The 25,991-nt window shown below is 68.2% G+C and carries 26 protein-coding genes and 2 pseudogenes; 20 read left to right on the top strand and 8 right to left on the bottom strand.

All coding sequences use genetic code 11. The features are described from left to right. The first annotated feature begins 179 nt into the window (after positions 1-179). The 7 genes from typA to cofG all read left to right on the top strand — a co-directional run bounded on the left by typA (position 180) and on the right by cofG (position 9,415). A complete protein-coding gene (gene typA, locus ACPXB3_RS08695; protein ID WP_425727370.1) occupies positions 180-2,090 on the top strand; it encodes a translational GTPase TypA in 1,911 nt (636 codons plus the stop codon). A 54-nt stretch (positions 2,091-2,144) separates the two neighbouring features. Further along, a complete protein-coding gene (locus ACPXB3_RS08690) occupies positions 2,145-4,067 on the top strand; it encodes an ABC transporter family substrate-binding protein (RefSeq protein WP_425727397.1) in 1,923 nt (640 codons plus the stop codon). Positions 4,068-4,080: 13 nt separating this feature from the next. Further along, positions 4,081-4,995 carry an N-acetyl-1-D-myo-inositol-2-amino-2-deoxy-alpha-D-glucopyranoside deacetylase gene (mshB, locus tag ACPXB3_RS08685; protein ID WP_425703896.1) on the top strand — a complete coding sequence of 305 codons (915 nt, stop codon included), beginning with the start codon at positions 4,081-4,083 and terminating at the stop codon, positions 4,993-4,995. After that, complete coding sequence (locus ACPXB3_RS08680; RefSeq protein ID WP_425703895.1) at positions 4,992-5,369, top strand: facilitated glucose transporter; 378 nt, start codon at positions 4,992-4,994, stop codon at positions 5,367-5,369. The genes mshB and ACPXB3_RS08680 overlap by 4 nt, the downstream gene beginning before the upstream one ends. A 69-nt stretch (positions 5,370-5,438) precedes the next feature. Next, positions 5,439-6,626 carry an FO synthase gene (locus tag ACPXB3_RS08675; RefSeq protein ID WP_425727369.1) on the top strand — a complete coding sequence of 396 codons (1,188 nt, stop codon included), beginning with the start codon at positions 5,439-5,441 and terminating at the stop codon, positions 6,624-6,626. Continuing rightward, positions 6,623-8,164 carry a flavin-containing monooxygenase gene (locus ACPXB3_RS08670; protein WP_425727368.1) on the top strand — a complete coding sequence of 514 codons (1,542 nt, stop codon included), beginning with the start codon at positions 6,623-6,625 and terminating at the stop codon, positions 8,162-8,164. The genes ACPXB3_RS08675 and ACPXB3_RS08670 overlap by 4 nt, the downstream gene beginning before the upstream one ends. Before the next feature lie 6 nt (positions 8,165-8,170). Then, on the top strand, positions 8,171-9,415 hold the full coding sequence (cofG, locus tag ACPXB3_RS08665) for a 7,8-didemethyl-8-hydroxy-5-deazariboflavin synthase CofG (RefSeq protein ID WP_425727367.1): 1,245 nt from the start codon (positions 8,171-8,173) through the stop codon (positions 9,413-9,415). Here cofG and ACPXB3_RS08660 read toward each other — a convergent pair. Beyond that, positions 9,386-9,787 (bottom strand): rhodanese-like domain-containing protein, encoded by a 402-nt coding sequence (locus tag ACPXB3_RS08660; RefSeq protein ID WP_425703891.1) that lies wholly within the window; start codon positions 9,785-9,787, stop codon positions 9,386-9,388. The genes cofG and ACPXB3_RS08660 overlap by 30 nt on opposite strands. A 19-nt stretch (positions 9,788-9,806) precedes the next feature. After that, positions 9,807-10,415, bottom strand: a complete 609-nt coding sequence (locus ACPXB3_RS08655; RefSeq protein ID WP_425703890.1) for a cysteine dioxygenase — start codon at positions 10,413-10,415, stop codon at positions 9,807-9,809. A gap of 358 nt (positions 10,416-10,773) precedes the next feature. On the opposite strand from ACPXB3_RS08655, the gene fdxA reads away from it, so the two are divergent. From fdxA to ACPXB3_RS08640, 3 genes are read left to right on the top strand one after another with little or no spacing between them, the layout of a single operon-like run. Further along, entirely contained in the window at positions 10,774-11,106 is a 333-nt protein-coding gene (gene fdxA / locus ACPXB3_RS08650; protein ID WP_425703889.1) for a ferredoxin, read from the top strand. A 7-nt stretch (positions 11,107-11,113) separates the two neighbouring features. Further along, positions 11,114-12,232 carry a succinyldiaminopimelate transaminase gene (gene dapC, locus ACPXB3_RS08645; RefSeq protein ID WP_425703888.1) on the top strand — a complete coding sequence of 373 codons (1,119 nt, stop codon included), beginning with the start codon at positions 11,114-11,116 and terminating at the stop codon, positions 12,230-12,232. 17 nt (positions 12,233-12,249) lie between these two features. Continuing rightward, positions 12,250-12,945, top strand: a complete 696-nt coding sequence (locus ACPXB3_RS08640) for a helix-turn-helix domain-containing protein (RefSeq protein WP_425703887.1) — start codon at positions 12,250-12,252, stop codon at positions 12,943-12,945. Here ACPXB3_RS08640 and ACPXB3_RS08635 read toward each other — a convergent pair. The 5 genes and pseudogenes from ACPXB3_RS08635 to ACPXB3_RS08615 all read right to left on the bottom strand — a co-directional run. After that, positions 12,927-13,373, bottom strand: a complete 447-nt coding sequence (locus ACPXB3_RS08635; protein ID WP_425703886.1) for a VOC family protein — start codon at positions 13,371-13,373, stop codon at positions 12,927-12,929. The two genes, ACPXB3_RS08640 and ACPXB3_RS08635, sit on opposite strands and share 19 nt — an antisense overlap. 91 nt (positions 13,374-13,464) lie before the next feature. Beyond that, positions 13,465-14,430 (bottom strand): 2,3,4,5-tetrahydropyridine-2,6-dicarboxylate N-succinyltransferase, encoded by a 966-nt coding sequence (gene dapD / locus ACPXB3_RS08630; protein WP_425703885.1) that lies wholly within the window; start codon positions 14,428-14,430, stop codon positions 13,465-13,467. A gap of 49 nt (positions 14,431-14,479) precedes the next feature. Continuing rightward, positions 14,480-14,764 (bottom strand): hypothetical protein, encoded by a 285-nt coding sequence (locus ACPXB3_RS08625; protein ID WP_425727366.1) that lies wholly within the window; start codon positions 14,762-14,764, stop codon positions 14,480-14,482. A gap of 163 nt (positions 14,765-14,927) precedes the next feature. Next, positions 14,928-15,101 (bottom strand): annotated as a pseudogene (locus ACPXB3_RS08620) (IMP dehydrogenase); the annotation flags it as partial. Between the two features lies 1 nt (position 15,102). Beyond that, positions 15,103-15,282 (bottom strand): annotated as a pseudogene (locus ACPXB3_RS08615) (IMP dehydrogenase); the annotation flags it as partial. A 39-nt stretch (positions 15,283-15,321) separates the two neighbouring features. Here ACPXB3_RS08615 and dapE point away from each other — a divergent pair. The 9 genes from dapE (at position 15,322) to ACPXB3_RS08570 (ending at position 23,391) form a co-directional block, all read left to right on the top strand. Beyond that, positions 15,322-16,419, top strand: a complete 1,098-nt coding sequence (dapE, locus tag ACPXB3_RS08610; protein ID WP_425703981.1) for a succinyl-diaminopimelate desuccinylase — start codon at positions 15,322-15,324, stop codon at positions 16,417-16,419. A 54-nt stretch (positions 16,420-16,473) separates the two neighbouring features. Then, the gene (locus tag ACPXB3_RS08605; protein ID WP_425703882.1) at positions 16,474-17,316 is read left to right on the top strand and encodes a TIGR00730 family Rossman fold protein; all 843 of its coding nucleotides are present in this window, start codon (positions 16,474-16,476) and stop codon (positions 17,314-17,316) included. A 2-nt stretch (positions 17,317-17,318) separates the two neighbouring features. Beyond that, positions 17,319-17,858, top strand: a complete 540-nt coding sequence (locus ACPXB3_RS08600) for a TIGR00730 family Rossman fold protein (protein WP_425703881.1) — start codon at positions 17,319-17,321, stop codon at positions 17,856-17,858. Between the two features lie 80 nt (positions 17,859-17,938). After that, a complete protein-coding gene (locus ACPXB3_RS08595; protein ID WP_425727365.1) occupies positions 17,939-19,708 on the top strand; it encodes a long-chain-acyl-CoA synthetase in 1,770 nt (589 codons plus the stop codon). Between the two features lie 27 nt (positions 19,709-19,735). Next, a complete protein-coding gene (gene folP / locus ACPXB3_RS08590; RefSeq protein WP_425727364.1) occupies positions 19,736-20,626 on the top strand; it encodes a dihydropteroate synthase in 891 nt (296 codons plus the stop codon). Then, positions 20,623-21,657: a glucosyl-3-phosphoglycerate synthase gene (locus ACPXB3_RS08585; RefSeq protein WP_425727363.1), complete on the top strand. Its 1,035-nt coding sequence runs from the start codon at positions 20,623-20,625 to the stop codon at positions 21,655-21,657. The genes folP and ACPXB3_RS08585 overlap by 4 nt, the downstream gene beginning before the upstream one ends. Positions 21,658-21,736: 79 nt before the next feature. Continuing rightward, complete coding sequence (locus ACPXB3_RS08580; protein WP_425727362.1) at positions 21,737-22,162, top strand: DivIVA domain-containing protein; 426 nt, start codon at positions 21,737-21,739, stop codon at positions 22,160-22,162. A gap of 171 nt (positions 22,163-22,333) precedes the next feature. Next, complete coding sequence (locus tag ACPXB3_RS08575) at positions 22,334-22,501, top strand: DUF3117 domain-containing protein (RefSeq protein WP_425703876.1); 168 nt, start codon at positions 22,334-22,336, stop codon at positions 22,499-22,501. Between the two features lie 35 nt (positions 22,502-22,536). Beyond that, the gene (locus ACPXB3_RS08570; protein WP_425727361.1) at positions 22,537-23,391 is read left to right on the top strand and encodes a putative RNA methyltransferase; all 855 of its coding nucleotides are present in this window, start codon (positions 22,537-22,539) and stop codon (positions 23,389-23,391) included. Positions 23,392-23,427: 36 nt separating this feature from the next. Here ACPXB3_RS08570 and glgA read toward each other — a convergent pair whose 3' ends face one another. Then, on the bottom strand, positions 23,428-24,588 hold the full coding sequence (gene glgA / locus ACPXB3_RS08565; RefSeq protein WP_425727360.1) for a glycogen synthase: 1,161 nt from the start codon (positions 24,586-24,588) through the stop codon (positions 23,428-23,430). Positions 24,589-24,733: 145 nt separating this feature from the next. Between glgA and glgC the strand changes: the two genes are divergently transcribed. Beyond that, on the top strand, positions 24,734-25,948 hold the full coding sequence (gene glgC, locus ACPXB3_RS08560) for a glucose-1-phosphate adenylyltransferase (RefSeq protein ID WP_425703873.1): 1,215 nt from the start codon (positions 24,734-24,736) through the stop codon (positions 25,946-25,948). The last annotated feature ends 43 nt before the right edge of the window (positions 25,949-25,991 follow it).

Raw genomic sequence — 25,991 nt, 5'->3', positions numbered from 1 at the left:
GCGTCGATGGAAGATTCACAGTGGCTCGAGCTCGCCGCGACCTGGCGTTTTCGCCGATTGCGCCCGCTGTGATCGCGGTCTCTCCCAATGAACCGATACTCTGTTATGCGTCGTCAGTCTGTCGGCGTCGCCGTCGTGCGTGCGCCGAGCGACCGTCCCCGTACATGAAAGAGATCTCAGTGAGCGCTGCTCCCAACTTCCGAAACGTCGCGATCGTCGCGCACGTCGATCACGGCAAGACCACGCTGGTCGATGCGATGCTCCGACAGTCCGGGGTGTTCGGCGAGCGCGCCGAGCTCGTCGACCGTGTCATGGACTCCGGTGATCTGGAGCGCGAAAAGGGCATCACCATCCTCGCGAAGAACACCGCCGTGCACCGTCGCCAGCCCGACGGCACCGAGGTGGTCATCAACGTCATCGACACCCCGGGCCACGCCGATTTCGGTGGCGAGGTCGAGCGCGGGTTGTCGATGGTCGACGGTGTGGTGCTGCTCGTCGACGCCTCCGAGGGACCGCTGCCGCAGACCCGGTTCGTGCTCCGCAAGGCGCTGTCGGCGTCGCTGCCGGTGATCCTGGTCGTCAACAAGACCGACCGCCCCGACGCCCGCATCGCCGAGGTGGTCGAGGAAACCCACGACCTGCTGCTCGACCTGGCCTCCGACCTCGACGAGCAGGCCGCCTCGGCCGCCGAGCTCGTACTCGATCTGCCGGTCCTCTACGCCTCGGGCCGCGCCGGGATCGCCAGCACCGAACAACCTGCCAACGGCGAGGTCCCGGCCGGGGAGAACCTCGATCCCTTCTTCGACGTCCTCCTCGAGTACGTCCCGGCGCCCAAGGGTGATCCCGACGCCCCGCTGCAGGCCCACGTCACCAACCTCGATGCCTCACCGTTCCTCGGCAGGCTGGGACTGGTGCGCATCCACAACGGCACCCTCAAGAAGGGGCAGACCGTCGCCTGGTGCCGCGAGGTGGACGGCGAGGCCGTCGTCGAGCGGGCCAAGATCACCGAACTGCTGGCCACCGTCGGTGTCGATCGCACCCCGGCCGAGTCGGCAGTCGCCGGCGACATCGTCGCGATCGCGGGTATCCCGGAGATCATGATCGGCGATACCCTCGCCGATTCCGAGAACCCGGTGCCGTTGCCGCGCATCACGGTCGACGAGCCCGCCATCGCGGTGATCATCGGTACCAACACCTCGCCGCTGGCCGGCCGGGTCAAGGGACACAAGCTGACCTCGCGCATGGTCAAGGACCGCCTCGATTCCGAGCTGATCGGCAACGTCTCGCTGCGCGTCGTCGACATCAACCGACCCGACGCCTGGGAGGTGCAGGGACGTGGTGAGCTCGCGCTGGCCATCCTCGTCGAGCAGATGCGCCGCGAGGGCTTCGAGCTGACCGTCGGCAAGCCGCAGGTGGTCACCCGCAAGGTCGACGGCAAAGTGCACGAGCCGTTCGAGCACCTCACCATCGACGTCCCCGAGGAGTACCTCGGCGCGGTCACCCAGCTGCTGGCCGCCCGTAAGGGCCGGATGGATCAGATGAACAACCACGGCTCGGGCTGGGTGCGGATGGAGTTCACCGTGCCCTCGCGTGGCCTCATCGGTTTCCGCACCGACTTCCTCACCGAGACCCGCGGTACCGGCATCGCCAACGCGGTCTTCGACGGCTACGCGCCCTGGGCCGGCGAGATCCGCGCCCGACACACCGGGTCGCTGGTCAGCGACCGCGCAGGCACGGTGACGCCGTTCGCGATGATCCAGCTCGCCGACCGCGGCACCTTCTTCGTCAACCCGGGTGATGACACCTATGAGGGACACGTCGTCGGCATCAACCCGCGCGCCGAGGATCTCGACATCAACGCGACCCGCGAGAAGAAGCTCACCAACATGCGCCAGTCGTCGGCGGACGTGATGGAGACCCTCGCCAAGCCGATGCATCTCGAGCTCGAGGGCGCAATGGAGTTCTGCGCCGCCGACGAATGTGTCGAGGCGACACCGGAGGTGGTGCGGGTGCGTAAGGTGCATCTCGATGCGTCCACCCGGGCCCGGGAGCGTTCCCGTGCGAAGACGCGGGATGCCGCTGCGGGCTGATCCCGTAGAGGGTAACGGTCGGGGTGAGCGATGGTGGGGATGAGTGGGTACGTGATGGACGAGGGATGTGGGCGCGCGGCGCGGCACCGGGTGGTGCGTTCGACGGTGCGGCCGCTGCTGCTCGGGATGGCGGTGCTGATCACCGTTCTCGGGGTGGCCGCCTGCACCGCCGACCCGCCGCCGCCCGTCCGGGACACCGCGACCCCGCAGACCGCGACCGAATATCCGGATGGGAAGACGATCTACGTCGCCACCGACTCGATCGGGACCGGGTTCAACCCGCATCTGGGCGCCGACCAGAATCCGGTGACCACCGCGATCGCGGCGATGACGCTGCCCAGTGCCTTCCTGCCCGTTCAGACCCCCGACGGCGTCCGATGGCACCGCAACGACGCGCTGGTGACCTCCGCCGAGGTCACCTCCACCCAGCCGTTCACCGTCACCTACCACATCCACACCAACGCCCAATGGTCCGACGGGCTCCCGGTCACCGGGGACGATTTCAACTATCTGTGGCAGCAGATGTCGCGCCAGCCGAATGTGGTGGCACCGGCCGGCTACCGGCTGATCGACTCGGTGACCTCCAGCGCCGGCAGCAAGGTCGTCGAGGTGCGTTTCGCCCAGCCCTATCCGCAGTGGCGCGAACTGTTCACCAACCTGCTTCCCAGTCACGTCCTGCGGGGTACCCCGGCTGGATTCCAGACCGGAATGGACTCGGGAAAGCCGGTGTCGGCCGGACCATTTCAGATCTTCTCCCTCGATCCGACCCGCGACGAGGTGCGGCTGATCCGCAACGACCGCTACTGGATGACGCCGTCGAAACTCGATCAGGTGGTGCTGCGCCGCGCAGGTACCGACTCGCAGATGGTCGACTCGATCCGGTCGGGTGGCTCGGCGCTGGCGACCGTGGGTGCCGGGCCGGCGACCGCGGCCGAACTCACCGCGGTGCCCGGCCTGACCGGTCAGCGCAGTCCCACCTCGCGGGCGTTGACGATCAGTGTGAACGCGCGCACCCCGGTGATGAACCGGGTCGAGGTGCGCCGCGCCGTCCTCGGCATGATCGACACCAACCTCGCGTCGCTGGCCGGTGCGGGTGAGGGAGTGATCCAGCAGTACGCCAACACGGTGTACGCGCCGTCTGATCCGGGCTATTTCCCGGTGAATCGACCGCGCCCGTCGTCGCAGGCGATCGACGACCTGCTCGCGTCGGCCGGCTACCGGCGGGGCGCACCGGCATCTGGTCCGCCGGCATCGGGTACCGAGACATCGACCGGGTCCGCCGCGCCGAGTACGACGGCGTCGCGTCCGAGCGACTCGTCGAGTCCGGGCGGTTCCCCGTCATCGGCGGCGCCGAGCGTCGCACCCGTGCCAGATGGCGTCATCCCGTACGAGCAGGACGGGCACGACCTGGTGGTCCGTGTCGGTGCCATCAGCGGTGATCCGCGCTCGATGTCGGCGGCCGCCAACATCGTCGACCAGCTGCGCTCGGCCGGGGTCCGTGCAGGGGTGGTGTCGTTGCCCAACAGCGATCTCTACGGGGTCGCACTGACCGACTCGCGTGTCGATCTGGTCGTCGGATGGACCGGACTCGGGGTACCGCCGGAGGCCGCGCTCGCCTCACAGGTCGACTGTGATCAACCGAAACCCGGCACCGCGCCATCGTTGTCGACCCCCCCGACGCCGACCAGCGTCGCGCCCGGGCAGGATGCGTCGGGCGCGACCACCGTCTACGCCAGCAACACCTCAGGAGTCTGTGATCCGGCACTGATCACACTGGCCCGCCAGGCGCTCTCGGCCGACGACCCGGCCCCGATGCTCGCCGAGGCCGAGCCGCTGCTGGCCGGAGCGGCGATCTATCTGCCGCTCTACCAGGACAGCATGCTCGTCGGGGTGACCCGTGCGGTGACCGGCGTCCCGCTGGCCGGCCCGATCCAGACATCCATCTACGGCACCGCAGCAACGTGGGATCTGAAATGAGCTGGGATCTGACATGACGACACCCGGCCGGCGATTGCTGTTGCTGCACGCCCACCCCGACGACGAGACCATCATGACCGGCGGCACGATCGCCCGGTATCTCGCCGAAGGCGTCGACGTGCGGGTGCTCACCTTCACCCTCGGCGAAGAGGGGGAGGTGATCGGCGACGAGTGGGCGCAGTTGGCCGCCGACGGCGGGGCCGACCAACTCGGCGGCTACCGCATCCATGAACTCACCAGCGCTCTCGCCGCGCTCACGCCGCCGGGCCGCGCACCGCTGCGACCCCGCTTCCTCGGTGGTGCCGGCCGGTGGCGGGACTCCGGGATGGCCGGCACGCCCTCGGCCGAGCATCCGCGGGCGCTCGCCCAGGGCCCGTTCGATGCGGTGGTCGGCGCCCTCGTCGACGAGATCGTCGATTTCGATCCGCAGGTCGTGGTCACCTACGACTCCGCCGGGACCTACGGACACCCCGACCACATGATGGTCCACGAGGCGTCGATGGCGGCGCTGCCCATCGCGACGCGGCGCACCGGCACCGATTACCTCGTCTACGAGTCGGTGACCGAGGACAGCGCGTTGCGCGCCGGTCTCCGCGCGGCGGCCGAGCGGGTCCCGGACGGCTGGCGGCTGCCCCGCGACGGCGAACTGCCCAGCTATCCCGATGGGCAGGTCACCACCGAACTCGATGTCAGCGCAGTCTATGAACGCAAGGTCGACGCGTTGGCCGCGCACGCGACGCAGGTGACGGTGTCGCCGTCGCGGACCGACTACGCGCTGTCGAACACCATCGCCCAGCCGATCCTGGCGACGGAGTACTTCATCTTGCGCCGCCTGGACAGCCCGAGTAGCCCGGACGCCGGGCGCCGCGGCACCGATCTGTTCCGGCCGGACGGCGTGATCACCGACGTCACGCAGGCACACCCGTGACACGCTGGTTCGACCGCCTGATGCTGGCGCTACTCGTCGTCGACGGGTTCGTCGTCGGGCTGATGTCGGTGGGATTCTGCTACCTGCGATGGTGGGGGCAGCCGATCCCGGTCGTGGCCGTCCTCGCCGGATTGGTCAACGTGGCGCTGCTCTGGCTCGCGTCGCGAACCACCGACTCGCCCGTGCGGTTCGCACCTTTGGCGGCATGGGTGCTGGTGCTGCTCATCGCGGCGTTCACCGGTCCGGGTGGCGACACCGCCCTCTATCTGGGCGGCACCACGATTCCGGCCACCGGGATGCTGGTCCTGTTCGGCCTCGGGATTCCGGTGGCGGTGATCTGGTCGGGCCGGCTGCCACGGCCCGACCGGACATAGGTCGTCCTCGGCGTCGGGCGACACTCGAGCCCGACCGGGCAGGAATGCCGCGACGGTTACAGTGTGAACATGGTTTTGCGCGCGTGGGCGGTCGAGCACCGAGCCCCCGTCGAGCAGGTCGCCGCGGCGCTGGAGCGGGTCGGCGGGTGGTTCTCCGATCGCACCCCTATCGACGGTGCCGCACCGGATCCCGCCACCGCACCGACTCTCACCACCGCACCGACTCTCACCGATGACGAGTGGGTGGCGCTGCTCGGCGCCGACGGCGAGCAACTCGAGGAGCTGTGCGCACACGCCGACGCCGCCCGGCGCGCCGTCACCGATCCGGACGCCCTGACGTTCGTCGTGAACCGGAACCTCGACACCGCCGTCGCGGCCGGCCTCACCGGGCGGCCGCGGCTCGAGGACCTCGTCGTCGAGGCCCACGACCTCGGCGCCACGGAGATCTGCATGCAGGGCCCGCTGCCCGCCGATGCCCCCGCCGACGGCTATCTGCGGCTCATCGAACGGATCGCCGCCGCTGCACCGGTGCATCTGCACGCGTTGCGGCCGCCGGAGATCCGCGATGCGGCGTCCCGGATGGGGATCGGTATCGACGAATTCCTGCAGCGCGCACGATCGGCGGGACTCGGGTCCGTGCCGGGCACCGCGGCGCAAGTCCTCGATGACGAGGTCCGTCGTGTGCTGGCTCCGCCGGGCGTACCGGCCGCTGCCGACCAGTGGATCGAGGTCATCGAGGCGGCGCACGCGGCGGGACTGTTTTCCACGGCCACGTTGTTGTACGGGCATGTCGAAACTCCCGCTCACCAGGTGGCTCATCTGCGCAGGCTGTGCGAGATCCAGTCGCGTACCGGCGGCTTCAGTGAGCTCATCCTGATGCCGATGGTCGCCGACAACACGCCGCCGCACCTGCGATCGCATGCGGTGCGCACGGCGGCGCCGCGCGAATCCCGCGCGGTGCACGCCGTGGCCCGGCTGCTCACACTCGGCGCGTTCGACCATGTCCAGGTCGCGTGGACGAAACTCGATCCCGACGTCGTCGACGACGTGCTGCTCGGCGGCGTCGACGATATCGGCGGCATGCTGCTCGATGGTGAGCTGTTGCCAACGGCCGGGGCGGAGGCCGGACGGGTGCTGGACCCGGCGGCCCTCACCGGCTTCGCCGAGCGGGCCGGGCGGGTACCTCGCCGCCGCACCACCGCCTATCGGCAACCCGACGCCGGGCAGTTGCTTCGCCTCGACCGGGTAGGCCGGTGACCGGGTCCGTCACCTCCATCGACGTCGCCATCGTCGGGGCGGGGTTCGCCGGGCTGGGCATGGCCACCCAGCTGGCGCGGCGGGGACGTGAATCCTTTGTGGTACTCGAACGCGCCGGTGCGGTCGGCGGCACCTGGCGTGACAACATCTATCCCGGCATCGCCTGCGACATCCCGGGACACCTCTATTCGTTTTCCTTCCGGCCCCCGGCCGATTGGTCGGCGATCTATCCCGGGGGGGCGGAGATCCGCGAGTACCTCGAGCAGACCGTCCGCGACGAGGGGCTCGATCCGCACATCCGGCTCGATTGTGAACTCATCTCGGCCACCTGGGATGCGGTGGCGGCGCGCTGGCAGCTGACGACCGCCGGCGTGGCGGGACCGGCAACGCTGAGCGCACGGGTGCTGCTGCTCGCGGTGGGCCGGCTGTCGGAACCGAAGGTCCCCGCCATCGAGGGCCTCGACTCGTTTCCCGGGCCGGTGGTGCACACCGCGCAATGGGATCCCGATCTCGAGGTGACGGACAAGCGCGTCGGTGTCGTCGGCACCGGGGCATCGGCGATCCAGATCGTCCCGCATATCGCACACGATGCCGCCGAGCTCGTGGTCTTCAGCCGGACACCGCCCTACATCGTCCCGCGTGCGGATCGCCTGCTCGACGCCGAGGAGCGGGCCTCGCTCGTCGACCCGGCGACGGCCGCAGCTCACCGCGACGAGTTACTGCGCAACGCGGACAACGCTTTTGCCCAACGACTGCGGCACCACCCCGACATCACCGAGATCCGCGGCCGCGCTCTCGGACATCTGCAGAGCCAGATCCCCGACCCGGTATTGCGCGCCGAACTCTTGCCCGACTACGAGATCGGTTGCAAGCGCATCCTTCTCAGCGATGACTTCTATCCCGCACTCCTGCGCGAGAACGTGGTCTTCGAGCCCAGTGCGCTGGAATCGGTGGTCGAAACCAAGGCCCGGGCGGCCAGTGGCCGCAGCTACGACCTCGACATCGTGGTGATGGCAACGGGTTTCGAGGCCGCCCGCCCGCCGGTGGCCTCGCGCGTGCGTGGTCGCGACGGGGAGGTCCTCGCCGAGCACTGGCGCAACGGCATGGTGTCCTATGCGTCCACGGTGGTCGCCGGATTCCCCAACATGTTCGTGCTCGACGGCCCCAATGCGGCACTCGGCCACAACTCGGCGATCTACATGATCGAGACTCAACTCGACTACGTCGTCGGCGCTCTCGACCATATGGCACGGCAGACCGTCAGGTCGCTGGAGGTGACCGCGGCGGCCGAACGCGCCTACACCCGCGAGATCGACGACCGCAGTGCCGAGACGGTGTGGCTGACCGGTTGCGGCAGTTGGTATGTCGATCCCGGCAGCGGGCGCCTGACATTGCTGTGGCCGGGTACCGCGGTGTCATTCCGGGAACGCAACGGTAGATTCGAACCAGCGCCATACGTCACACGGCCGTCCGTCACAGGGCCGTCCGTCACCGAGCCGTCCGTCATCGGGCCGTCCGTCATCGAGCTAGGGGAGTGAGGATCAATGCAGCAGTCGGCACAGACCGCAGCACTCGCCGCCGCGGCACAGCAAGACCCACCCGACGTCGAGGTGGTGCGCACGCTGCTGTCGTCTTCGGGCGCGGAACTTCAAGCGTTGCAAGAGGTTGCGGCCGGACTGCGCGACGAGGGGCTGGCCGCGACAGGGCGCGCCGGGCAGGTCACCTACTCCCGCAAGGTGTTCATCCCCCTGACCAAACTCTGCCGGGATCGGTGTCACTACTGCACCTTCGTCACGGTGCCGGGCAAACTCGCCCGCGCCGGGCAGGGCATGTTTCTCGAGCTCGGCGAGGTCGTCGACATCGCCCGCAGAGGTGCCGAACTCGGTTGCAAGGAGGCATTGTTCACTCTCGGTGACCGGCCCGAGGACCGGTGGCCACAGGCCGCCGAGTGGCTCGCCGAGCGTGGCTACACCTCCACGCTGGACTATGTGCGTGCGGCCGCGGTGGCGGTACTCACCGAGACCGGCCTGCTGCCGCACCTGAATCCGGGCGTGATGAGCGCCGAGGAGATGGCGACCCTGCGGCCTGTCGCACCGTCGATGGGGATGATGCTCGAGACCACGTCGCGACGGCTGTTCACCGAGAAGGGTATGCCGCACTACGGCAGTCCGGACAAGGATCCGCTGGTGCGGCTGCAGGTGCTGCGCGACGCCGGCGACGTCGGAATCCCGTTCACCACCGGCATTTTGGTGGGAATCGGAGAGGATCTCACCGAGCGGGCCGAATCGCTACTCGCGATGGCCGAGATCGCCCGTGCCGGCGGACACATCCAGGAGGTCATCATCCAGAACTTCCGGGCCAAGCCGGACACCGCGATGCGCGGCACGCCCGATGCGGAGATGACCGAATTCCTCGCGACGGTGGCGACCGCCCGCGTGGTCTTCGGAGCGCACATGCGTATCCAGGCACCGCCGAATCTGGTGTCGGCGGCCGAGTGTGCCGCGCTGATCGCCTCCGGCGTCGACGACTGGGGCGGTGTGTCACCGCTGACGCCCGATCACGTGAATCCCGAACGTCCGTGGCCGAATCTGGACGCCCTCGCCGAGATCACCGCCGACTGCGGATTCACGCTGACCGAACGTCTGACCGCGCAGCCCCCCTATATCCGCGGCGCGTCGAGGTGGATCGATCCTGCGCTGGCCGAACATGTTGGCGCACTGAGTAATCCGGTCAGCGGGTTGGCTGTCGACCGGATTCCGTCACCGCACCCCTGGCCGGCCCTCGCCTGATCGCGCGGCGCGCACCTGCGCCAGCGCCTCGAATCCGCCGACGACATCGGTGGCCCGATGCAGCCCGAGTTGCTGCAACGACGCCGCGGCGAGGCTCGAGGTGTAACCCTGCGAACACAGGATGATCCAGCGCACGTCGTGATCGGTCGCCTCGTCGAGGTGCGCGTCACCGGCCGGGTCGCACCGCCACTCGAGCACGTTCCGCTCGATGACGAGGGCCTCGGGTACCTCGCCCTCGGCGGCGCGCTGCGCGGCCGGGCGGATGTCGACGAGGACGGCTCCGGCCGCGAGTTCGGCGTCGACCTGTGCCGCGGGCAGGCGCCGGAGGGATCTGCGCGCCGCGGACAGCATGTCGTCGATGGTCATCGGCATGAGTTCACGATAGAGCGGACTACTCGGGTTCGTCGGTCAGCTCGGTGCGGCTGCGTCGCAGCGTCCCCGACTCGGTGACCTCGTAGAACGACATCGCGGTCAGTGGCGGCGAATAGGCGTGCACGCTCAGCGTCGGCCCGGCCGAGGTGAGCTCGCCGGGCGCGGGGGCGGCCGGCCGGTCGTCGGCGAGTCCACGCACCGGGGGAGTGCTGTCGTGATGTTGGACGTCGTGCACCCACCCGAGCGGAAAGGCCGCCTGATCTCCGGCCGAGAGGATCCGCAGGGCAAGATCGTCGCCGGTCCACCGGTATTCGCGCAGGGCGCCTGACAGAACGGTCAGCGCGCCGAGCGAACCGGCATGATCGTGGAGGTCGGTCGAGCGGTCGGGTGTCCAGCTGATCAGCCACAGGTCGAGGTCGTCGTCGGTTTCCAGGCGTGTCGACCACCGTTCCACCGGATCCCAGGCAGTGGGCATGAGGTGGTCGTAGCGTCCGTCGAGGACGTCGGCAACTCCCTGATCGGTGATGCGTAGCAGGTCGGCCGGGCGCAGGCGGGTAGGCAGATGAGCGGCGGTGTGGCGATTGACCGGACGGGTATGTGCGGTTCGCGGTGGCAGTGTCGAGGTCATGTGTCCTCCGGTGATCGATGGTCGATGGGAGCGGGCCGGGTGCGGTGACGCGGGACCGCTACATCGAAGCGACGGAGTGCTCACCCGACCAGGGTGGACGCCGCCGGGCGCCGGCGCGAGGGTTGTCGTCAGGGTGAATGCAACCACTTGCCACCGATGGCCGACGCCCTGGCCGTCATCCGCAGGTCGGGGGCCGGGTGTCGGTTGCCCCGTCGGCAGGCAGATACTGTGGAGGTACACGTGTGCGCGGCCGGGGCTGCGGGTGCCGTCGCGGGCGTGTTCGGCGCGAACAGCCCTCGCGTTCGTCTCGGCCCATCACAGCGGTGGGTCGGCCTGAGTGCTTGCAACAAAGGAGTGTGTGGTGACCTACATCATCGCGGAACCTTGCGTGGACGTGATGGACCGGGCATGTGTGGAGGAGTGCCCGGTCGATTGCATCTATGAAGGTGGTCGCAGTCTCTACATCCAACCGGATGAATGCGTGGACTGTGGCGCCTGCGAGCCCGTGTGTCCGGTGGAGGCGATCTTCTACGAGGACGACGTCCCCGACGAATGGGATCCGTATGTCAGCGCCAACGCCGATTTCTTCGACGATCTCGGATCGCCAGGGGGCGCGAGCAAGGTCGGCAAGGTCGATTACGACCCGCCGTTCATCAAGGCGCTGCCCCCGATGAACGAGGACGAGGACTGAGTTCGCGGTGACCGCCTCCCGCCCGGCCCGGCGCCGGGTCAGCGCCGTCCTTCCCGACTTTCCGTGGGACACCCTCACCGGTGCCAAGGCGCTGGCCAATTCGCATCCGGACGCGATCGTCGACCTGTCGGTCGGGACACCGGTCGATCCGGTCGACCCGGTGATCCGCGACGGTTTGGCACGCGGCTCGGAGTTCCCCGGCTACCCGACGACGACCGGTACCACCGAGTTGCGGACGGCCGCCGCCGAGGCACTGACACGCCGCTACGGCGTCGCCGGCCTCGACGAGTCGGGCATCCTGCCGGTCATCGGCACCAAAGAAGCGATCGCGGGAGTGGTGTCCACGCTGGGCGTCGGAGCAGGCGACCTGGTCGTCATCCCAGAGGTCGCCTACCCGACCTACGAGGTGGGTGTGTTGCTGGCCGGGGCGACCCCGGTGCGCGCCGATTCGACGGTGGCACTGGGTCCGGCCCGGGCGGCGGTCCTGTTCCTCAACTCGCCGTCGAATCCCACCGGGAAGGTGCTCGGTGTCGACCATCTGCGCAAGGTGGTGTCCTGGGCACGTGAACGTGGCACCGTCGTCATCTCCGACGAGTGCTATCTGGGTCTGTCCTGGGACGCCGAGGCGGTGTCCATCCTCGATCCACGCGTCTCCGACGGGGACCATGCCGGGCTGCTGGCGGTGCACTCACTGTCGAAGATCTCGAATATGGCGTCCTACCGTGCCGGATTCTTCGCCGGCGACCGGGAGCTGATCGCCGAGCTTCTCGCGGTGCGCAAACATGCCGGTCTGATGGTGCCCTATCCGATCCAGGTGGCGATGACCGCGGCACTCGGTGACGACGAACATGTCGACGCGCAGCGCGTCCGCTACGAGAAGCGTCGCACCGAACTGGCCGCGGCGGTTCGCGGTGCCGGCTTCGACATCGACCACTCCGAGGCCGGCCTGTACCTGTGGGCTACCCGGGGGGAACCGTGCCGGGAGACCGTCGACTGGTTTGCGGGCCGCGGCATCCTGGTGGCGCCCGGCGACTTCTACGGCCCGGCCGGCATCGAACACGTGCGGATCGCGCTGACCGCCACCGACGAGCGTATCGCTGCGGCCGTCGCGCGGCTGGCCGCCTGAGCCGCGAGCCGGAACCGATGAACCGCGCCGGTCGTCCGCAGCGACCGGCAACGCTGTGGCGCAACCACGCCCCGGCCGGCGAGGCGGTCATCCTGCCCGATGGGTGCATGGATCTGATCTGGACCGGCGACGACCTGCTGGTGGCCGGTCCCGACACGGTGGCGAACACCTTTCGCACCGGGCGCCCGCGTGACATGACGGGGCTGCGGTTCGCTCCCGGACATGCCCCGGGGCTGCTCGGGATTCCGGCATCGGAGTTCCGGGATCTGCGGATTCGGTTGTCCGACGTGTGGCCGGCCGCCGAGGTCGGGCGCTGGTCGGAGATGCTGTCGGCCACCGACAACGTCGGCGCGATGCTCGTCGAGCTGTGTGCCGCACGTCCCGGTGAGCCGGCCCCACCCTGGATCGGCGCGGCCACCGAACATCTGCGCCACGGGACGCCGGTCGCCGCGTGTGCTGACGCGGTGTCGGTGTCGGTGCGGACGCTGCACCGAGTCTCGTTGCAGTGCTTCGGTTACGGACCCAAGACGCTGGCCCGGATATTGCGGATGCGCGCGGCCCTGACGCTGATCACCGGCACGGGCCGAGGCTTGTCGGAGGTGGCCCAGCACGTGGGGTACGCCGACTACGCGCACATGTATCGCGAGTTCGTCGAGCTCGCGGGTGCGCCGCCGACCGCATTCACCGATCCCGATCAGGCCGGCGCGCTGTAGAGGTCGACGGGATTGTCGTCGGGATCGGCGATCACCGCATAGCGCTGTCCCCACGGCGCGTCGAAGGGGTCGAGCACCGACCGGTATCCCGCCGCGACGAGCGCCTTGTGGTCTCGGTCGACATCGGCCGGTGAGGCGCACGCGAAGGCGAGTGCGAGTCGGTGCCCGCCCGCCGGTGGTGTCCATCCGGGCATGAACGACTCGATGACGGCGCGGGTATCGAAGAGCACCCGCATCGAGCCCGCCGATGTCTCCGCATGTGGTGCCTGCTCGGCGCCGGGCTCGAACCGCAGGCCGAGCCGCGAGTAGAACGCGATGGTCGCAGCCATATCGCCGACCACGACGGACACGGCATCGAGAACCGGACGGGCCGGTGAGGAGATGGGTGGGGAGGAGACGGGCGGGGTGGAGATGTCTGGATCTGTCATGGCATGAACATAGATCCGCCGCCGGCCGCGCGTCTTGAACTTTTCGGCCACGCTCCCGCACGAGCGCTGCCGACAGTTCTCGCCGAGCGCCTCAGTTCTTGTGAAGTGCCGCGTTGAGGGCGATTCCGTCGCCCTTGAACGGCACCACCTCGACGGCGCCGGTGAGACTGTTGCGGCGGAACAGCAGGTTCGACTGGCCGGCGAGTTCGCGGGCCTTGATCGTCGTCCCGTCCGGTCCGGCGACCTTGGTGCCTGCCGTCAGATACAGTCCGGCCTCGACGACGCAGTCGTCACCGAGCGGGATACCGCAGCCGGAGTTGGCTCCCAGCAGGCAGCGCTTGCCCAGTGCGACAAGCTCTTTGCCGCCGCCGGACAAGGTGCCCATCGTGGAGGCGCCGCCGCCGATGTCGGACCCGTCACCGACGACCACACCGGACGAGATGCGGCCTTCGACCATCGATTCGCCGAGGGTTCCCGCGTTGTAGTTGACGAAGCCCTCATGCATCACCGTCGTTCCGGGGGCAAGGTGCGCGCCGAGGCGAACGCGGTCGGCGTCGCCGATCCGCACGCCGCCGGGCGCCACGTAGTCGACCATGCGGGGGAACTTGTCGATGCTGTAGACGGTTACCGCGCCGCGCGCCTTGAGTCCGGTTCGGATCTTCTCGAACCCTTCGACCGGGCACGGTCCGTGGTTGGTCCACACGACGTTCGACAGGAATCCGAAGATCCCTTCGAGGCTGGTGCAGTTCGGGGTGACGAGGCGATGCGACAGCAGATGCAGGCGCAGATAGATGTCGTAGGCGTCGACGGGTGCTGCGGCCAGATCGGTGATGGTGGTCGCCACGGGGACGGTCTTGACGCGGCGAACGGCATCCGCGCCGACGAGATCGCGCAACTCCCCGGGAACCGCGTCGTCATCGAGAATCGTGGTGCCGTTGTGCCCGTTCGTGCCGAGCTGCGGCTCCGGGAACCAGACGTCGAGGACGACGCCGGGGTCGGCCGACCCTCCGTTGGTCACCGTGGCGATTCCGACTGCGTGTGCACCGTTGTTTGTCACGGCAACCGAGCTTACCGGTGACACCCGCGGCAGGCGTGAGGGCGTCGGTTCAGACCTGATGGCGGTAGTCGCGCAGGTAATGCTCCCGTTCCACGGAGGTGTAATCGGGCAGGAACGCGCTGTGGTGCAGTCGGCGACCCAACATGGCCATCGTCGTGGCAGCCACCGCGAATGCCGCCACCATCACGACGGCAGCCACGGCGGCCAGCGCCGCGTTGCCGGCAACCGCGGAGACCACCAGGACGGCCAAACCCGCGAAGCCGAGAAGGAGCAGGAAGAACGCCATCACACCCATGGGGTGCTGGCCGTGTGACTGGTGATGATGTGCGGACATGGGTGACCATCTCCTCAGGTGGAAGAATCCGCTTACCTCAGGCTACGTCCGTGTCCCGCCGACCGGAAGGGAAATCGGTAGACATCTATATCGCGGTTTCCGAGAGCGATGTCCAGCCGTTCTGACGGCGCAACCGCCTTCGTCGACACCACGGACGTGCCCACTATGGACGGAGCAGTGCCTTGATCGCGCGGCGTTCGTCCATCGCCGCATAGCCCTCGGCCACCTCGTCGAGCGGTAGCGTCAGGTCGAACACCTTGCCGGGAGCGATCTTTCGCGCCACGATCAGGTCGACCAGTTCGGGCAGAAAGCGGCGCACCGGGGCCGGACCGCCATGACTCGTGGCCCATCGGCGTCGGACGCGCAATCTTGTTGATACCGCGGTAATTCCACAGGTCGGAGCCGCAGACGCAGGTCGCCGACACCCGGATGATCGCGTCGGTGGGATCAATGATGCGGGGCTGATCGAGATCGTCGAGCCGGATGTCGCCCGGGGCGTGGATGACGGTTGCGCGCATGGGCGCTCAGCCTACGCTCGAGTGCCCGGTTACGGTGGTGTGGTGAGCGAGCTCGATCTGCACGGTGACCCCGTCGACCTGACCGCGGCACTGGTCGATATCCACAGCGAATCCCGCAGCGAGGCGGTCATCGCCGACGCCGTCGAGTCCGCGTTGCGCGAGCAGACCAGCGGATTCGATATCCTGCGGCACGGCAACCGGGTGCTGGCGCGCACCAACCGCGGACTCGGTAGCCGGGTCATCCTCGCCGGCCATCTCGACACCGTGCCGGTCGCAGGAAACCTGCCGAGTCGCCGCACCGTCGACGACGCCGAGGGCGACGTGCTGCACGGATGCGGGACCGTCGACATGAAGTCCGGTGACGCGGTGTTCCTGCATCTGGCGGCCACCATGGCGAGCCCGCGCCACGATCTCACTCTCATCTTCTACGACTGCGAGGAGATCGCCGCCGAGTTCAACGGCCTCGGCGCGATCGAACGAGAGCTACCGGACTGGCTTGCCGGCGACGTGGCGATCCTCGGTGAGCCGACCGCAGGCCAGATCGAGGCCGGCTGTCAGGGCACGGTGCGGGTGCGGTTGTCGACTACGGGGACACGGGCACATTCGGCCCGAGCGTGGATGGGCGACAACGCGATCCACAAATTGGGTGAGGTGCTCACCATCCTTGACCACTACTCGCCGCGGCGTGTCGACATCGACGGGTGTGGGTACCGCGAAGGCCTGTCCGCGGTCTCGATCGGTGGCGGGGTGGCAGGCAACGTCGTACCCGATGCCGCCCACGTGGACGTCAACTTCCGCTTTGCGCCCGACCGCAGCATCGACGACGCGCTCGCACATCTGCGTGAGGTGTTCGCCGGCCCCCTCGATTCCGGCGCGGTGAGTATGGAAGTGACCGACTCGGCCGCGGGCGCACTACCGGGACTCGCACATCCGGCCGCCGCCGCCCTCGTCGACGCCGCGGGTGGCCGGTTCCGCGCGAAATACGGCTGGACCGACGTGTCGCGGTTCTCGGCACGGGGAATTCCCGCGGTGAATCTCGGGCCCGGCGACCCCAGCCTGGCGCATCGCGTGGACGAGCGTGTGCCGGTCGAACAGATCCGTGAGGTCAACGACCTGCTACGGCACTACTTGGGCTGACGCGCAGTCCCTACCGTTGGTGCCGGTGCCCGCGGGCGCATTAGCGTTACCGCCATGACGACCTCCGCGAGCGATGCCGATCCAGCAGATCGTGACGAGCAGCCGGGTGGTGAGCGCATCGTCGATGATCGGCGGGGCACCCGCTACGTCGGGCCGATGCGGCTGCGCCCGGGCGAAGCCGACGAACACACCACCGACCGCCGGTTGCTCGAATGGGTGGATCCTCGCGACGCCGAGCGCCGGGCCGAACGCACCATGCGTGACTCCTGGCGGGTGTTGCGCATCCAATCGGAGTTCGTCGCGGGCTTCGACGCACTGTCCGACGTCGCGGAGGCGGTCACCGTGTTCGGGTCGGCGCGCCTCACACCCGGTTCGCCCGGCTACGAGCTCGCGGTCGGTATGGGGCGCGCGCTCGGCGAGGCCGGCTACGCCGTGATCACCGGCGGTGGGCCCGGATCCATGGAGGCGGCCAACAAGGGGGCCTTCGAGTCGTCGGCGACCTCGATCGGACTCAACATCGAGCTGCCTTTCGAACAGCATCTGAACCCGTGGGTCGATCTGGGCATGAACTTCCGCTACTTCTTCGTCCGCAAGACCATGTTCGTGAAGTATGCGCAGGCGTTCGTCTGTCTGCCCGGCGGTCTGGGCACCCTCGACGAACTGTTCGAGGCGCTGACGCTGGTGCAGACCAAAAAGGTCGTCCGCTTCCCGATCGTGCTCGTCGGCCGCGAGCACTGGAGCGGACTACTCGACTGGATGCGCGACGTCCTGGTCGGCAAGGCGATGATCTCCCCCGACGATCTCGATCTACTCCACGTCGTCGACGAGCCGGACGAGGCGGTGGCGATCATCCGGGCGGCCGCGGTCCGCCGCGCGGAACAAAAGAAGCAGGGCTGACGATGAGCGTGATCTGCGTGTATTGCGCATCGGGCACCGGAGTAGGGCAGGAGTATCTCGATCTTGCCGCCACGCTCGGCACGGCCATCGGCTCGGCCGGGCACACCCTGGTGTCCGGGGGCGGCAACGTGTCGATGATGGGGTCGGTCGCCGCGGCCACCCGCGCCGCCGGGGGCCGCACGGTCGGCATCATCCCGCGGGCACTGATGGACCGCGAGGTCGCCGATCTCGACGCCGACGAGCTCGTCATCACCGAGACCATGCGGGAACGCAAGAGGTTGATGGACGAGAGCGCCGACGGCTTCATCGCACTGCCCGGTGGGATCGGCACGCTCGAGGAACTCTTCGAGACGTGGACCGGCGGCTTTCTGGGGATGCACGCCAAGCCTGTCGTGTTGCTCGACCCGTCCGGTTTCTACACGCCGCTGCTGTCGTGGCTGCAGGATCTGGTGGCGCCGGGATTCGTCGCACAGAGCTCGCTCGACCGGCTCGTCGTCACCGAAACGGTGGAGGGTGCGCTGCGTCATGCTACTGACCGGTAGGGTGTGCCCACGAGTTGCCGCGACGTTCCGCGCCGGGCAGCACACGCCATCGTCGTCCAACCCCGAGAGCGAGTAAGTCGATGTCGTCTCAGGACACCGTCGGAATCACAGACCTGGTCAAAGGTGTGCTCAAGATGGCGCCGCAGGCCCATCAGATGATCAGACACGCTCCCGGCCTGATCCGGCGCCCGGCCGATGCCAAGCGGACCATCGGTTCGATCTTCCAACGCCATGCCGCCGACCACCCCGATCGCCCCTTCGTGCGATTCGAGGGCAAGTCCGTCACCTACGGGGACGCCAACCGCATCGTCAACACCTACGCCGCGGTACTCGCCGAGAAGGGGGTGCGCACCGGCGACGTCGTCGCGATCCTGTCGAAGAACTGCCCGACCGACCTGTTCACGATGCTGGCGACGGTCAAGCTCGGCGCGATCGCCGGCATGATCAACTACAACCAGCGCGGCAATGTCCTCGAGCACAGCATGAAGCTCCTCGGCGCGCGGGTCCTCATCCATGACCCGGACTGTGCCGAAGCCTTCGAATCGATTCCGGAAGGCGCGCTGCCCGATCACGTGCTCGACTTCGGCGCCCTCGACGCCGCCGCCGCGGGACACCCCGACACCGACCCCGAGGTGACGGCGACCCTGCCGGCCGCCACCGAGGCGTTCTACATCTTCACCTCCGGGACGACCGGGATGCCCAAAGCCAGTGTGATGAGCCACAATCGGTGGTTGGCGAGCCTGTCGGGGATCGGGGGTCTGGCCGTCCGGCTACGGCCCAGCGACACCATGTACGTCCCGCTGCCGCTCTATCACAACAATGCGCTCTCGGTGTCGTTGTCGTCGGTGCTCGCCTCGGGTGCCTGTATCGCGATCGGGAAGCACTTCTCGGCGTCGAAGTTCTGGGATGACGTCATCCTCAACCGCGCGACCGCCTTCTGTTACATCGGCGAGTTGTGCCGCTACCTGCTGGCGCAGCCGGCGAAGCCGACCGATCGCGCCCACGGGGTCCGGCTGATCGTCGGCAACGGCATGCGCCCCGACATCTGGGACGAGTTCCGGGAGCGGTTCGGCATCGACCGGATCGTCGAGTTCTACGGTGCCAGTGAGCTGAACCTGGTCTTCGTCAACGCCTTCAGCGCCAGCCGGACCGCCGGCTTCTGCCCGCTGCCGTACGCGATCGTCGAATACGACGAGGACGGCAAGCCCAAGCGCGACGCCGAGGGCCGACTGACCAAGGTCAAGCGCGGTGGGACCGGGCTGCTCCTCTCGGGGATCAACGACCGGGTGCCGATCGACGGCTACACCGACCCGGAGGAGACCGAGAAGAAGATCCTGCGCGACGCGTTCAAGGACGGCGACGCCTGGTTCAACTCCGGTGACCTCGTCCGTGATCAGGGCATGCACCACATCGCCTTCGTGGACCGCCTCGGCGACACGTTCCGCTGGAAGGGTGAGAACGTCGCCACCACCGAGGTCGAGGCCGGCCTCGACGGCGTGCCGACGATCACCCAATCGGTGGTGTTCGGGGTGGAGGTCCCCGGGACCGACGGCAAGGCGGGGATGGCCGCGGCCACCCTGCGCGAGGGTGTGTCGTTCGACGGCAAGGCGGTCGCCGATCACCTGTACGAGACGTTGCCCGCGTATGCGATTCCGCTGTTCATCCGGATCGTCGATCATCTCGAGGCCACCTCGACCTTCAAGAACCGCAAGGTCGAACTGCGCGACGAGGGTTATGCGAAGGTCGGCGACGATCCGCTCTACGTGCTCGCCGGACGGGCCGGGGGCTACGAGGAGTACTACGACGCCTACCCCGACGACGTCGCTGCGGCCAAGGCGCCCAAGAACTGAATCGCGCGCGCTCCGTACTCTTGTCGCATGGAGTCTCGTGGCGTGGCCACAACGCTGTGCGGGCGCCGGGTCGCCACCGACCGGGCGCTGGTCATGGCCATCGTCAACCGCACACCGGATTCGTTCTATGACCGCGGCGCCAGCTTCGCCGACACCGCCGCGCGGTCGCGCATCGACCAGGTCGTCGCCGAGGGTGCCGACATCGTCGACATCGGTGGCGTCAAGGCGGGGCCGGGCGAGCAGGTCGGTGCCGCCGACGAGATCGCCCGCGTGGTGCCGTTCATCGCCTGGATTCGCGAGCGGTACCCCGATCTGCTGATCAGCGTCGACACGTGGCGCGCCGGAGTCGCCGACAAGGCGTGCGCCGCCGGTGCCGACCTCATCAACGACACCTGGGCGGGCGCCGACCCGGGGCTGGTCGAGGTGGCCGCCGCGCACCGCGCCGGAATCGTGTGTTCACACACCGGCGGGGCGGTGGTCCGCACCCGGCCGCACCGGGTCGCCTATGGGGATGACGTCACCGATGTCGTCGCCGACGTCATCGATGCGGTCACCTCGGCGGCCCGCCGCGCTGTCGCCGCCGGCGTCGCCCGTGATTCGATCGTGATCGATCCGACGCACGATTTCGGTAAGAACACCCACCACGGGCTGACCTTGTTACGCCACGTGAAAGATCTTGTTAATACGGGCTGGCCAGTGCTGATGGCGCTGAGCAACAAGGACTTTGTGGGGGAGACTCTGGGGGTGGACCTCGAACACCGGGTGGAAGGCACCCTCGCGGCGACCGCTCTGAGCGCTGAACACGGCGCCCGCATCTTCCGCGTCCACGAGGTCGCCGCCACCCGTCGCGTGGTCGACATGATTGCCGCGATAGCGGGTACACGACCTCCAGCCAGAACAGTTAGGGGACTCGCATGACCAAGAAGGTACGTCGAACCCAGAATCGCCGACCGGTGGCCGGTCGGGACACGACCGCCCGGTGGTCCGCCGCCGAGACGTCCACGGACAGTTCATGGTCATCGACCCACACCTGGGAACAACCCGACTGGACGATCGACGAACTCGTCGACGCCAAACAGGGGCGAACGGTGTCGGTCGTCCTGCCCGCGCTGAACGAGGAAGAGACGGTCGCCGACGTCATCGCCAGCATCCGCCCGCTGGTCGGGACGCTCGTCGACGAACTGATCGTGCTGGACTCCGGTTCCACCGATGCGACCGCGGAACGCGCCCGTCGCGCCGGCGCCGAGGTGATCAGCCGCGAGGAGGCGGTCCCCGAACTCGCACCGGTCGGGGGCAAGGGTGAGGTGTTGTGGCGTTCGATCGCGGTCGCGACCGGCGACATCATCGCCTTCGTCGATTCCGACCTCATCGATCCGGATCCGATGTTCGTGCCCAAGATGCTCGGGCCGTTGCTGATCGACCCCGACATCCAGTTGGTGAAGGGCTACTATCGGCGCCCGCTGCGCACCGGGGGCACCGAGGACGCCAACGGCGGGGGCCGCGTGACCGAACTCGTCGCGCGCCCGTTGCTCGCCTCGCAGAAGCCCGAACTCACCGCGGTGCTCCAGCCACTCGGCGGCGAGTACGCCGGCACGCGGGAGCTACTGGCGTCGGTACCGTTCGCGCCGGGGTATGGCGTCGAGATCGGTCTGCTGATCGACACCTACGACCGCCATGGGCTGGCCGGTATCGGTCAGGTGAATCTGGGTGTGCGCACCCACCGCAACCGCCCGCTCATCGAGCTCGGCGTGATGAGCCGGCAGATCGTCGGCACGCTGATGCGCCGGTGCGGGATCGCGGACTCGGGTGTGGGCCTGACCCAGTTCACCGCCGAACCGGACGGCAGTTTCACCTCGCACACCACCGACGTCCATCTCGAGGATCGGCCGCCGATGCGGACCCTGCGCGCAGTCGACCTCGAGGTCGACGACGAGGAGATGGCCTCCTAGCAGGGGCGTGCAGCCCGGCGGGTCCGTACGCAGTCGGCGGCCACACCTTCGACACCGCCGCATCTGACACCATGGAGATATGCAGACACTCTTGCTGTACCTGCTGATCATGGCGGTGGTGGTGGCCGTCGTCTTCGCCGTGGTCTGGTTCGTGTTCGGACGCGGCGAAGACCTCCGGCCGGTGGACGACGCATCGACGCTCACGCGGTTACCTCGCTCCGGCGTCAACGGATACGACGTGCGCGCACTCACCTTCGCCCTGACCCTGCGCGGGTACAAGCAGAGTGAGGTCGACTGGGCACTTGCCCGACTCGCCGACGAGATCGACGATCTCCGGGCACTCGTGCAGCAATTGCAGGAGCGGGAGTCGCCGGTGGAGTTCGCCGCGACGCCCGCGGGTGCGTCGCAGCCCGGACGGCACGAGGCCGACGGCGCAGCGTCGCAGGCGTCGGCGGAGACGGGTGAGGCGAGTCGGAATCAGTCGCCGGCCGAGTCCGGCAACTGACATGTGGGTGCGTGGGGGTCTGTGCGTTCGCCCGCCACGTATCATTGCTCTGGCGGCAATTACCGTCACCGGCCAAAAGGCCGCGATTCGGCCTGCCCGTCGTGTCGGGACCGATCGTGTGGTGATTGCCGGGAGCACTCGGCGACGCGAGACTCTGAAGGGAGTTTGAGAATGGCGGCGATGAAGCCACGGACTGGGGATGGGCCACTCGAAGCGGCCAAGGAGGGGCGTGGGATCGTCGTTCGCATTCCGATCGAGGGTGGGGGACGCCTGGTGGTCGAGCTGACCCCGGACGAGGCGGCCGCGCTGGGTGCCGAACTTCGCGGGGTCACCGGCTGACCGGCGCCCGCGACCGCTCGGCTCTGGCCGAGCTCGTGCCCGACCTGCGGTGCCCGATCTGTACCGAACCGCTGCACCTCACCGATGATCGCGCCGCGCTGCGGTGCGATCATCGGCATTCCTTCGACATCGCCCGCCAGGGATACGTCTCCCTGCTCGACGGGCACTCGGGTTCGCTTCGCGCCGACACGGCCGACATGGTCGCCGCGCGACTGCGAGTACATGACGCCGGGATTCTCGATCCGGTTGTCGACGCCACCGCCGGGGTCGTCGCCGGACTGATCGGTCGTACCGATGAGGTGGCGCCGCTCGTCGCCGATCTCGGTGGCGGCCCGGGCGCCTATCTGCGGGCCTGCCTGCGTCGCGTCCCGCCGGCCCGGGGAGTCGTCGTCGATCTGTCCAAATACTGTGCACGCGCCGTCGTCCGGTCCGAACCCGCGGCAGCGGCCGTCGTGGCCGACGTGTGGCGGCAGATCCCGCTGCGTACCGGGGCCGCCACCATCGCCTTGTCGGTGTTCGCGCCCCGCAATGTCACCGAGTCGGCCCGCGTGCTCGGGGAGACCGGGCATCTGGTGATCGTCTCGCCGCAGCCCGATCATCTGAACGAACTCGTCGGCCCGCTGGGCATGCTGACGGTCGCCCCGGACAAGGACGACCGGATCGAAGCAGCATTGTCACCGCTCTTCGAGATCACCGAGCGCCGTACCGTGCGCGCCGTGCGGTCGGTGGGCGCATCGCAGATCGCCGATCTCGTCGGGATGGGACCGTCGGCGTTCCATCACGACCGTGCCCACGTCGACGAGGTCGCGGACGCGGTTGCCGCAGAATTCGGCGGCAGCGTGGCGGTGACCGTGGCGGTGACCCTCACCGTGTGCCGCCCGGCCGGGTGAATGATTCCCGACCGGCCTCATCAGGCCTAGACCGGCCTAGACCGCCTGATACACCGCCAGTGTCTGTTCGGCGATCGCCGCCCAGGAGAACTCCGCCGCCGCCCGCTCGCGCCCGGCCCGGCCCATCGACTCGGCGGTCGCCGGATCGGCGACGACACGGTTGACGCCGTCGGCGAGACCCCGTTCGAAGCCCTGCGGGTCGGCGGCGTCATAGGGCACGAGCACCCCGGTCACCGCGTCGCGGACCACCTCGGGAATGCCGCCGACCGCTGATGCGACGACCGCGGTGCCGCAGGCCATGGCCTCGAGATTGACGATGCCCAACGGCTCATATACCGATGGACAGACGAAGACGGTTGCCGCGGTCAAGATCTCACGGATGCGGGGTAGCGGCAGCATCTCTCGTATCCAGTGCACGCCCGGCCGCGACGCCGAGAGAGACGCCACCGCGGCCTCGATCTCGGCGCCGATCTCCGGGGTGTCCGGGGCGCCCGCGCACAGGACCAGCTGGATCTCCGGATCGAAATGGTGAGCTGCGGCGACGAGGTGGGCGACCCCCTTCTGTCGGGTGATCCGGCCGACGAATGCCGCGATCGGTCGTCCCGGGTCGACGCCGAGTGCGGTCAACATCGACTCGGGGCCGAACGGATCGTCGGCCGGAAACCACTGGGCGGTGTCGATTCCGTTGCGCACCACATGAACTCGTGCGGGATCAAGACGTGGATAGGTGTCGCACACATCGTTGGCCATCCCGGAACTGACCGCGATCACGGCATCGGCGTATTCGACGGCGTTGCGTTCCACCCAGCTCGACACCCGATATCCACCACCGAGTTGCTCGGCCTTCCATGGCCGCATCGGCTCCAACGAGTGTGCCGTCAGTACGTGCGGCACACCGTAGAGCTCGGCGGCCAGGTGCCCGGCCAGACCGGTGTACCAGGTGTGTGAATGCACCAGGTCGGCACCGGCGGCGCCCACCGTCATCCGCAGATCCGTCGAGAGTGTGGTGATCGCGGCATTCGCCCCCGCCAGTCCCGGATCGGGCGAGTACACCTGCGCGGTGTCGCGCGGGAGCCCCATGCAATGCACGTCGACGTCGATCAGGCTGCGCAGATGGCGGACCAGTTCGGTCACGTGCACCCCGGCGCCACCGTAGACCTCGGGTGGGTACTCCCGTGTCATCATCGCCACCCTCATGTCCACGACGCTAGTGCGCGTGACGGCCGATCGCCACGGAAGTGCGACACGGCCATCGCACCCTCACCGTGGAATCGGCGGCCGGCGGCCGATCGAGGTGAGTGTTCATCTGGCCGGAGCACGATTTCGCGGTTAAGTTGTGAGTGTGAGATCACAGCCGCACGTGCTCGGTATCGTCCTCGCCGGCGGTGAGGGTAAACGCCTGTATCCGCTGACGATGGACCGTGCCAAACCGGCGGTTCCGTTCGGCGGTGCCTATCGGTTGATCGACTTCGTCCTGTCCAACCTGGTGAATGCCGGGTATGAAAGGATTTGCGTTCTCACGCAATACAAGTCGCATTCACTCGACCGCCACATCTCGCAAACCTGGTGGTCATCTGGTTTCCACGGCGAGTACATCACCCCGGTTCCCGCCCAGCAACGGCTCGGGCCACGCTGGTACACCGGCAGTGCCGATGCGATCTTCCAGTCGATGAATCTCATCGAGGACGAACAGCCCGAGTACATCGTCGTTTTCGGTGCCGACCACGTCTATCGGATGGACCCGTCGCAGATGGTCGACGCGCACATCGCATCCGGGGCCGACGTCACCGTCGCGGGCATCCGGGTGCCGCGCGCCGAGGCGACCGCATTCGGGTGCATCGACTCCGACGAGTCCGGATTGATCACCGGATTCCTGGAGAAGCCGGCCGATCCACCCGGGACTCCGGACGACCCGGACGTCACCTACGCCTCGATGGGGAACTACGTGTTCACCACCGAGGCCCTCGTGGAGGCGATTCGCGCCGACGCCGCCGATTCGGACTCCGATCATGACATGGGTGGCGACATCATTCCCGCGTTCGTGCGCCGCCAACGCGCCTATGTCTACGACTTCCAGGACAACGACGTTCCCGGAGCCACCGAGCGCGACAAGGGCTATTGGCGCGACGTGGGGACGCTGGACGCGTTCTACGACGCGCACATGGACCTGGTGTCGGTGCACCCGGTCTTCAATCTCTACAACCGCCGCTGGCCCATCCGCGGTGAGACGATGCATTTTCCGCCGGCAAAGTTCGTCCAGGGCGGGCACGCACAGGACTCGGTCGTCGGTGCCGGCTGCATCGTGTCGGCGGCCTCCGTTTCTGCCTCGGTGCTCTCGGCGAACGTGATCGTGGAGGATGGCGCAGTGGTCGAGGGCAGTGTGCTGATGCCCGGTGTGCGGGTCGGCAAGGGCGCCGTGGTCCGGCGGGCGATCCTCGACAAGAACGTCGTCGTCGGCGAGGGCGAACAGGTCGGTACCGACCCGGAGGCCGACCGGCAACGCTTCGCGGTCAGCGCCGGGGGCGTCGTCACCGTCGGCAAGAACATTCGCGTCTGACCGTTCGGCACCCGACTCGCCGGTGCAGGCTGCGCGTTCCGGA

Origin of the sequence: Gordonia sp. DT219 (assembly GCF_049847065.1) — a bacterium.
Classification (GTDB): Bacteria; Actinomycetota; Actinomycetes; order Mycobacteriales; family Mycobacteriaceae; genus Gordonia.
The sequence above is the reverse complement of the archived record's forward strand: the minus strand, read 5'-3'. Positions and strand labels throughout refer to the sequence as shown.

Excerpts from the sequence above, each read along its gene's own strand:
- cofG (WP_425727367.1), top strand. The coding sequence starts at position 8,171 with ATGCAGCAGTCGGCACAGACCGCAGCACTCGCCGCCGCGGCACAGCAA.
- ACPXB3_RS08640 (WP_425703887.1), top strand. The coding sequence starts at position 12,250 with ATGAACCGCGCCGGTCGTCCGCAGCGACCGGCAACGCTGTGGCGCAAC.
- ACPXB3_RS08690 (WP_425727397.1), top strand. The coding sequence starts at position 2,145 with ATGGACGAGGGATGTGGGCGCGCGGCGCGGCACCGGGTGGTGCGTTCG.
- ACPXB3_RS08605 (WP_425703882.1), top strand. The coding sequence starts at position 16,474 with ATGACGACCTCCGCGAGCGATGCCGATCCAGCAGATCGTGACGAGCAG.
- ACPXB3_RS08675 (WP_425727369.1), top strand. The coding sequence starts at position 5,439 with ATGGTTTTGCGCGCGTGGGCGGTCGAGCACCGAGCCCCCGTCGAGCAG.
- folP (WP_425727364.1), top strand. The coding sequence starts at position 19,736 with ATGGAGTCTCGTGGCGTGGCCACAACGCTGTGCGGGCGCCGGGTCGCC.
- ACPXB3_RS08625 (WP_425727366.1), bottom strand. The coding sequence starts at position 14,764 with ATGTCCGCACATCATCACCAGTCACACGGCCAGCACCCCATGGGTGTG.
- glgA (WP_425727360.1), bottom strand. The coding sequence starts at position 24,588 with ATGAGGGTGGCGATGATGACACGGGAGTACCCACCCGAGGTCTACGGT.
- ACPXB3_RS08600 (WP_425703881.1), top strand. The coding sequence starts at position 17,319 with ATGAGCGTGATCTGCGTGTATTGCGCATCGGGCACCGGAGTAGGGCAG.
- ACPXB3_RS08595 (WP_425727365.1), top strand. The coding sequence starts at position 17,939 with ATGTCGTCTCAGGACACCGTCGGAATCACAGACCTGGTCAAAGGTGTG.
- ACPXB3_RS08635 (WP_425703886.1), bottom strand. The coding sequence starts at position 13,373 with ATGACAGATCCAGACATCTCCACCCCGCCCGTCTCCTCCCCACCCATC.
- ACPXB3_RS08575 (WP_425703876.1), top strand. The coding sequence starts at position 22,334 with ATGGCGGCGATGAAGCCACGGACTGGGGATGGGCCACTCGAAGCGGCC.
- ACPXB3_RS08580 (WP_425727362.1), top strand. The coding sequence starts at position 21,737 with ATGCAGACACTCTTGCTGTACCTGCTGATCATGGCGGTGGTGGTGGCC.
- ACPXB3_RS08585 (WP_425727363.1), top strand. The coding sequence starts at position 20,623 with ATGACCAAGAAGGTACGTCGAACCCAGAATCGCCGACCGGTGGCCGGT.
- ACPXB3_RS08660 (WP_425703891.1), bottom strand. The coding sequence starts at position 9,787 with ATGCCGATGACCATCGACGACATGCTGTCCGCGGCGCGCAGATCCCTC.
- mshB (WP_425703896.1), top strand. The coding sequence starts at position 4,081 with ATGACGACACCCGGCCGGCGATTGCTGTTGCTGCACGCCCACCCCGAC.
- ACPXB3_RS08655 (WP_425703890.1), bottom strand. The coding sequence starts at position 10,415 with ATGACCTCGACACTGCCACCGCGAACCGCACATACCCGTCCGGTCAAT.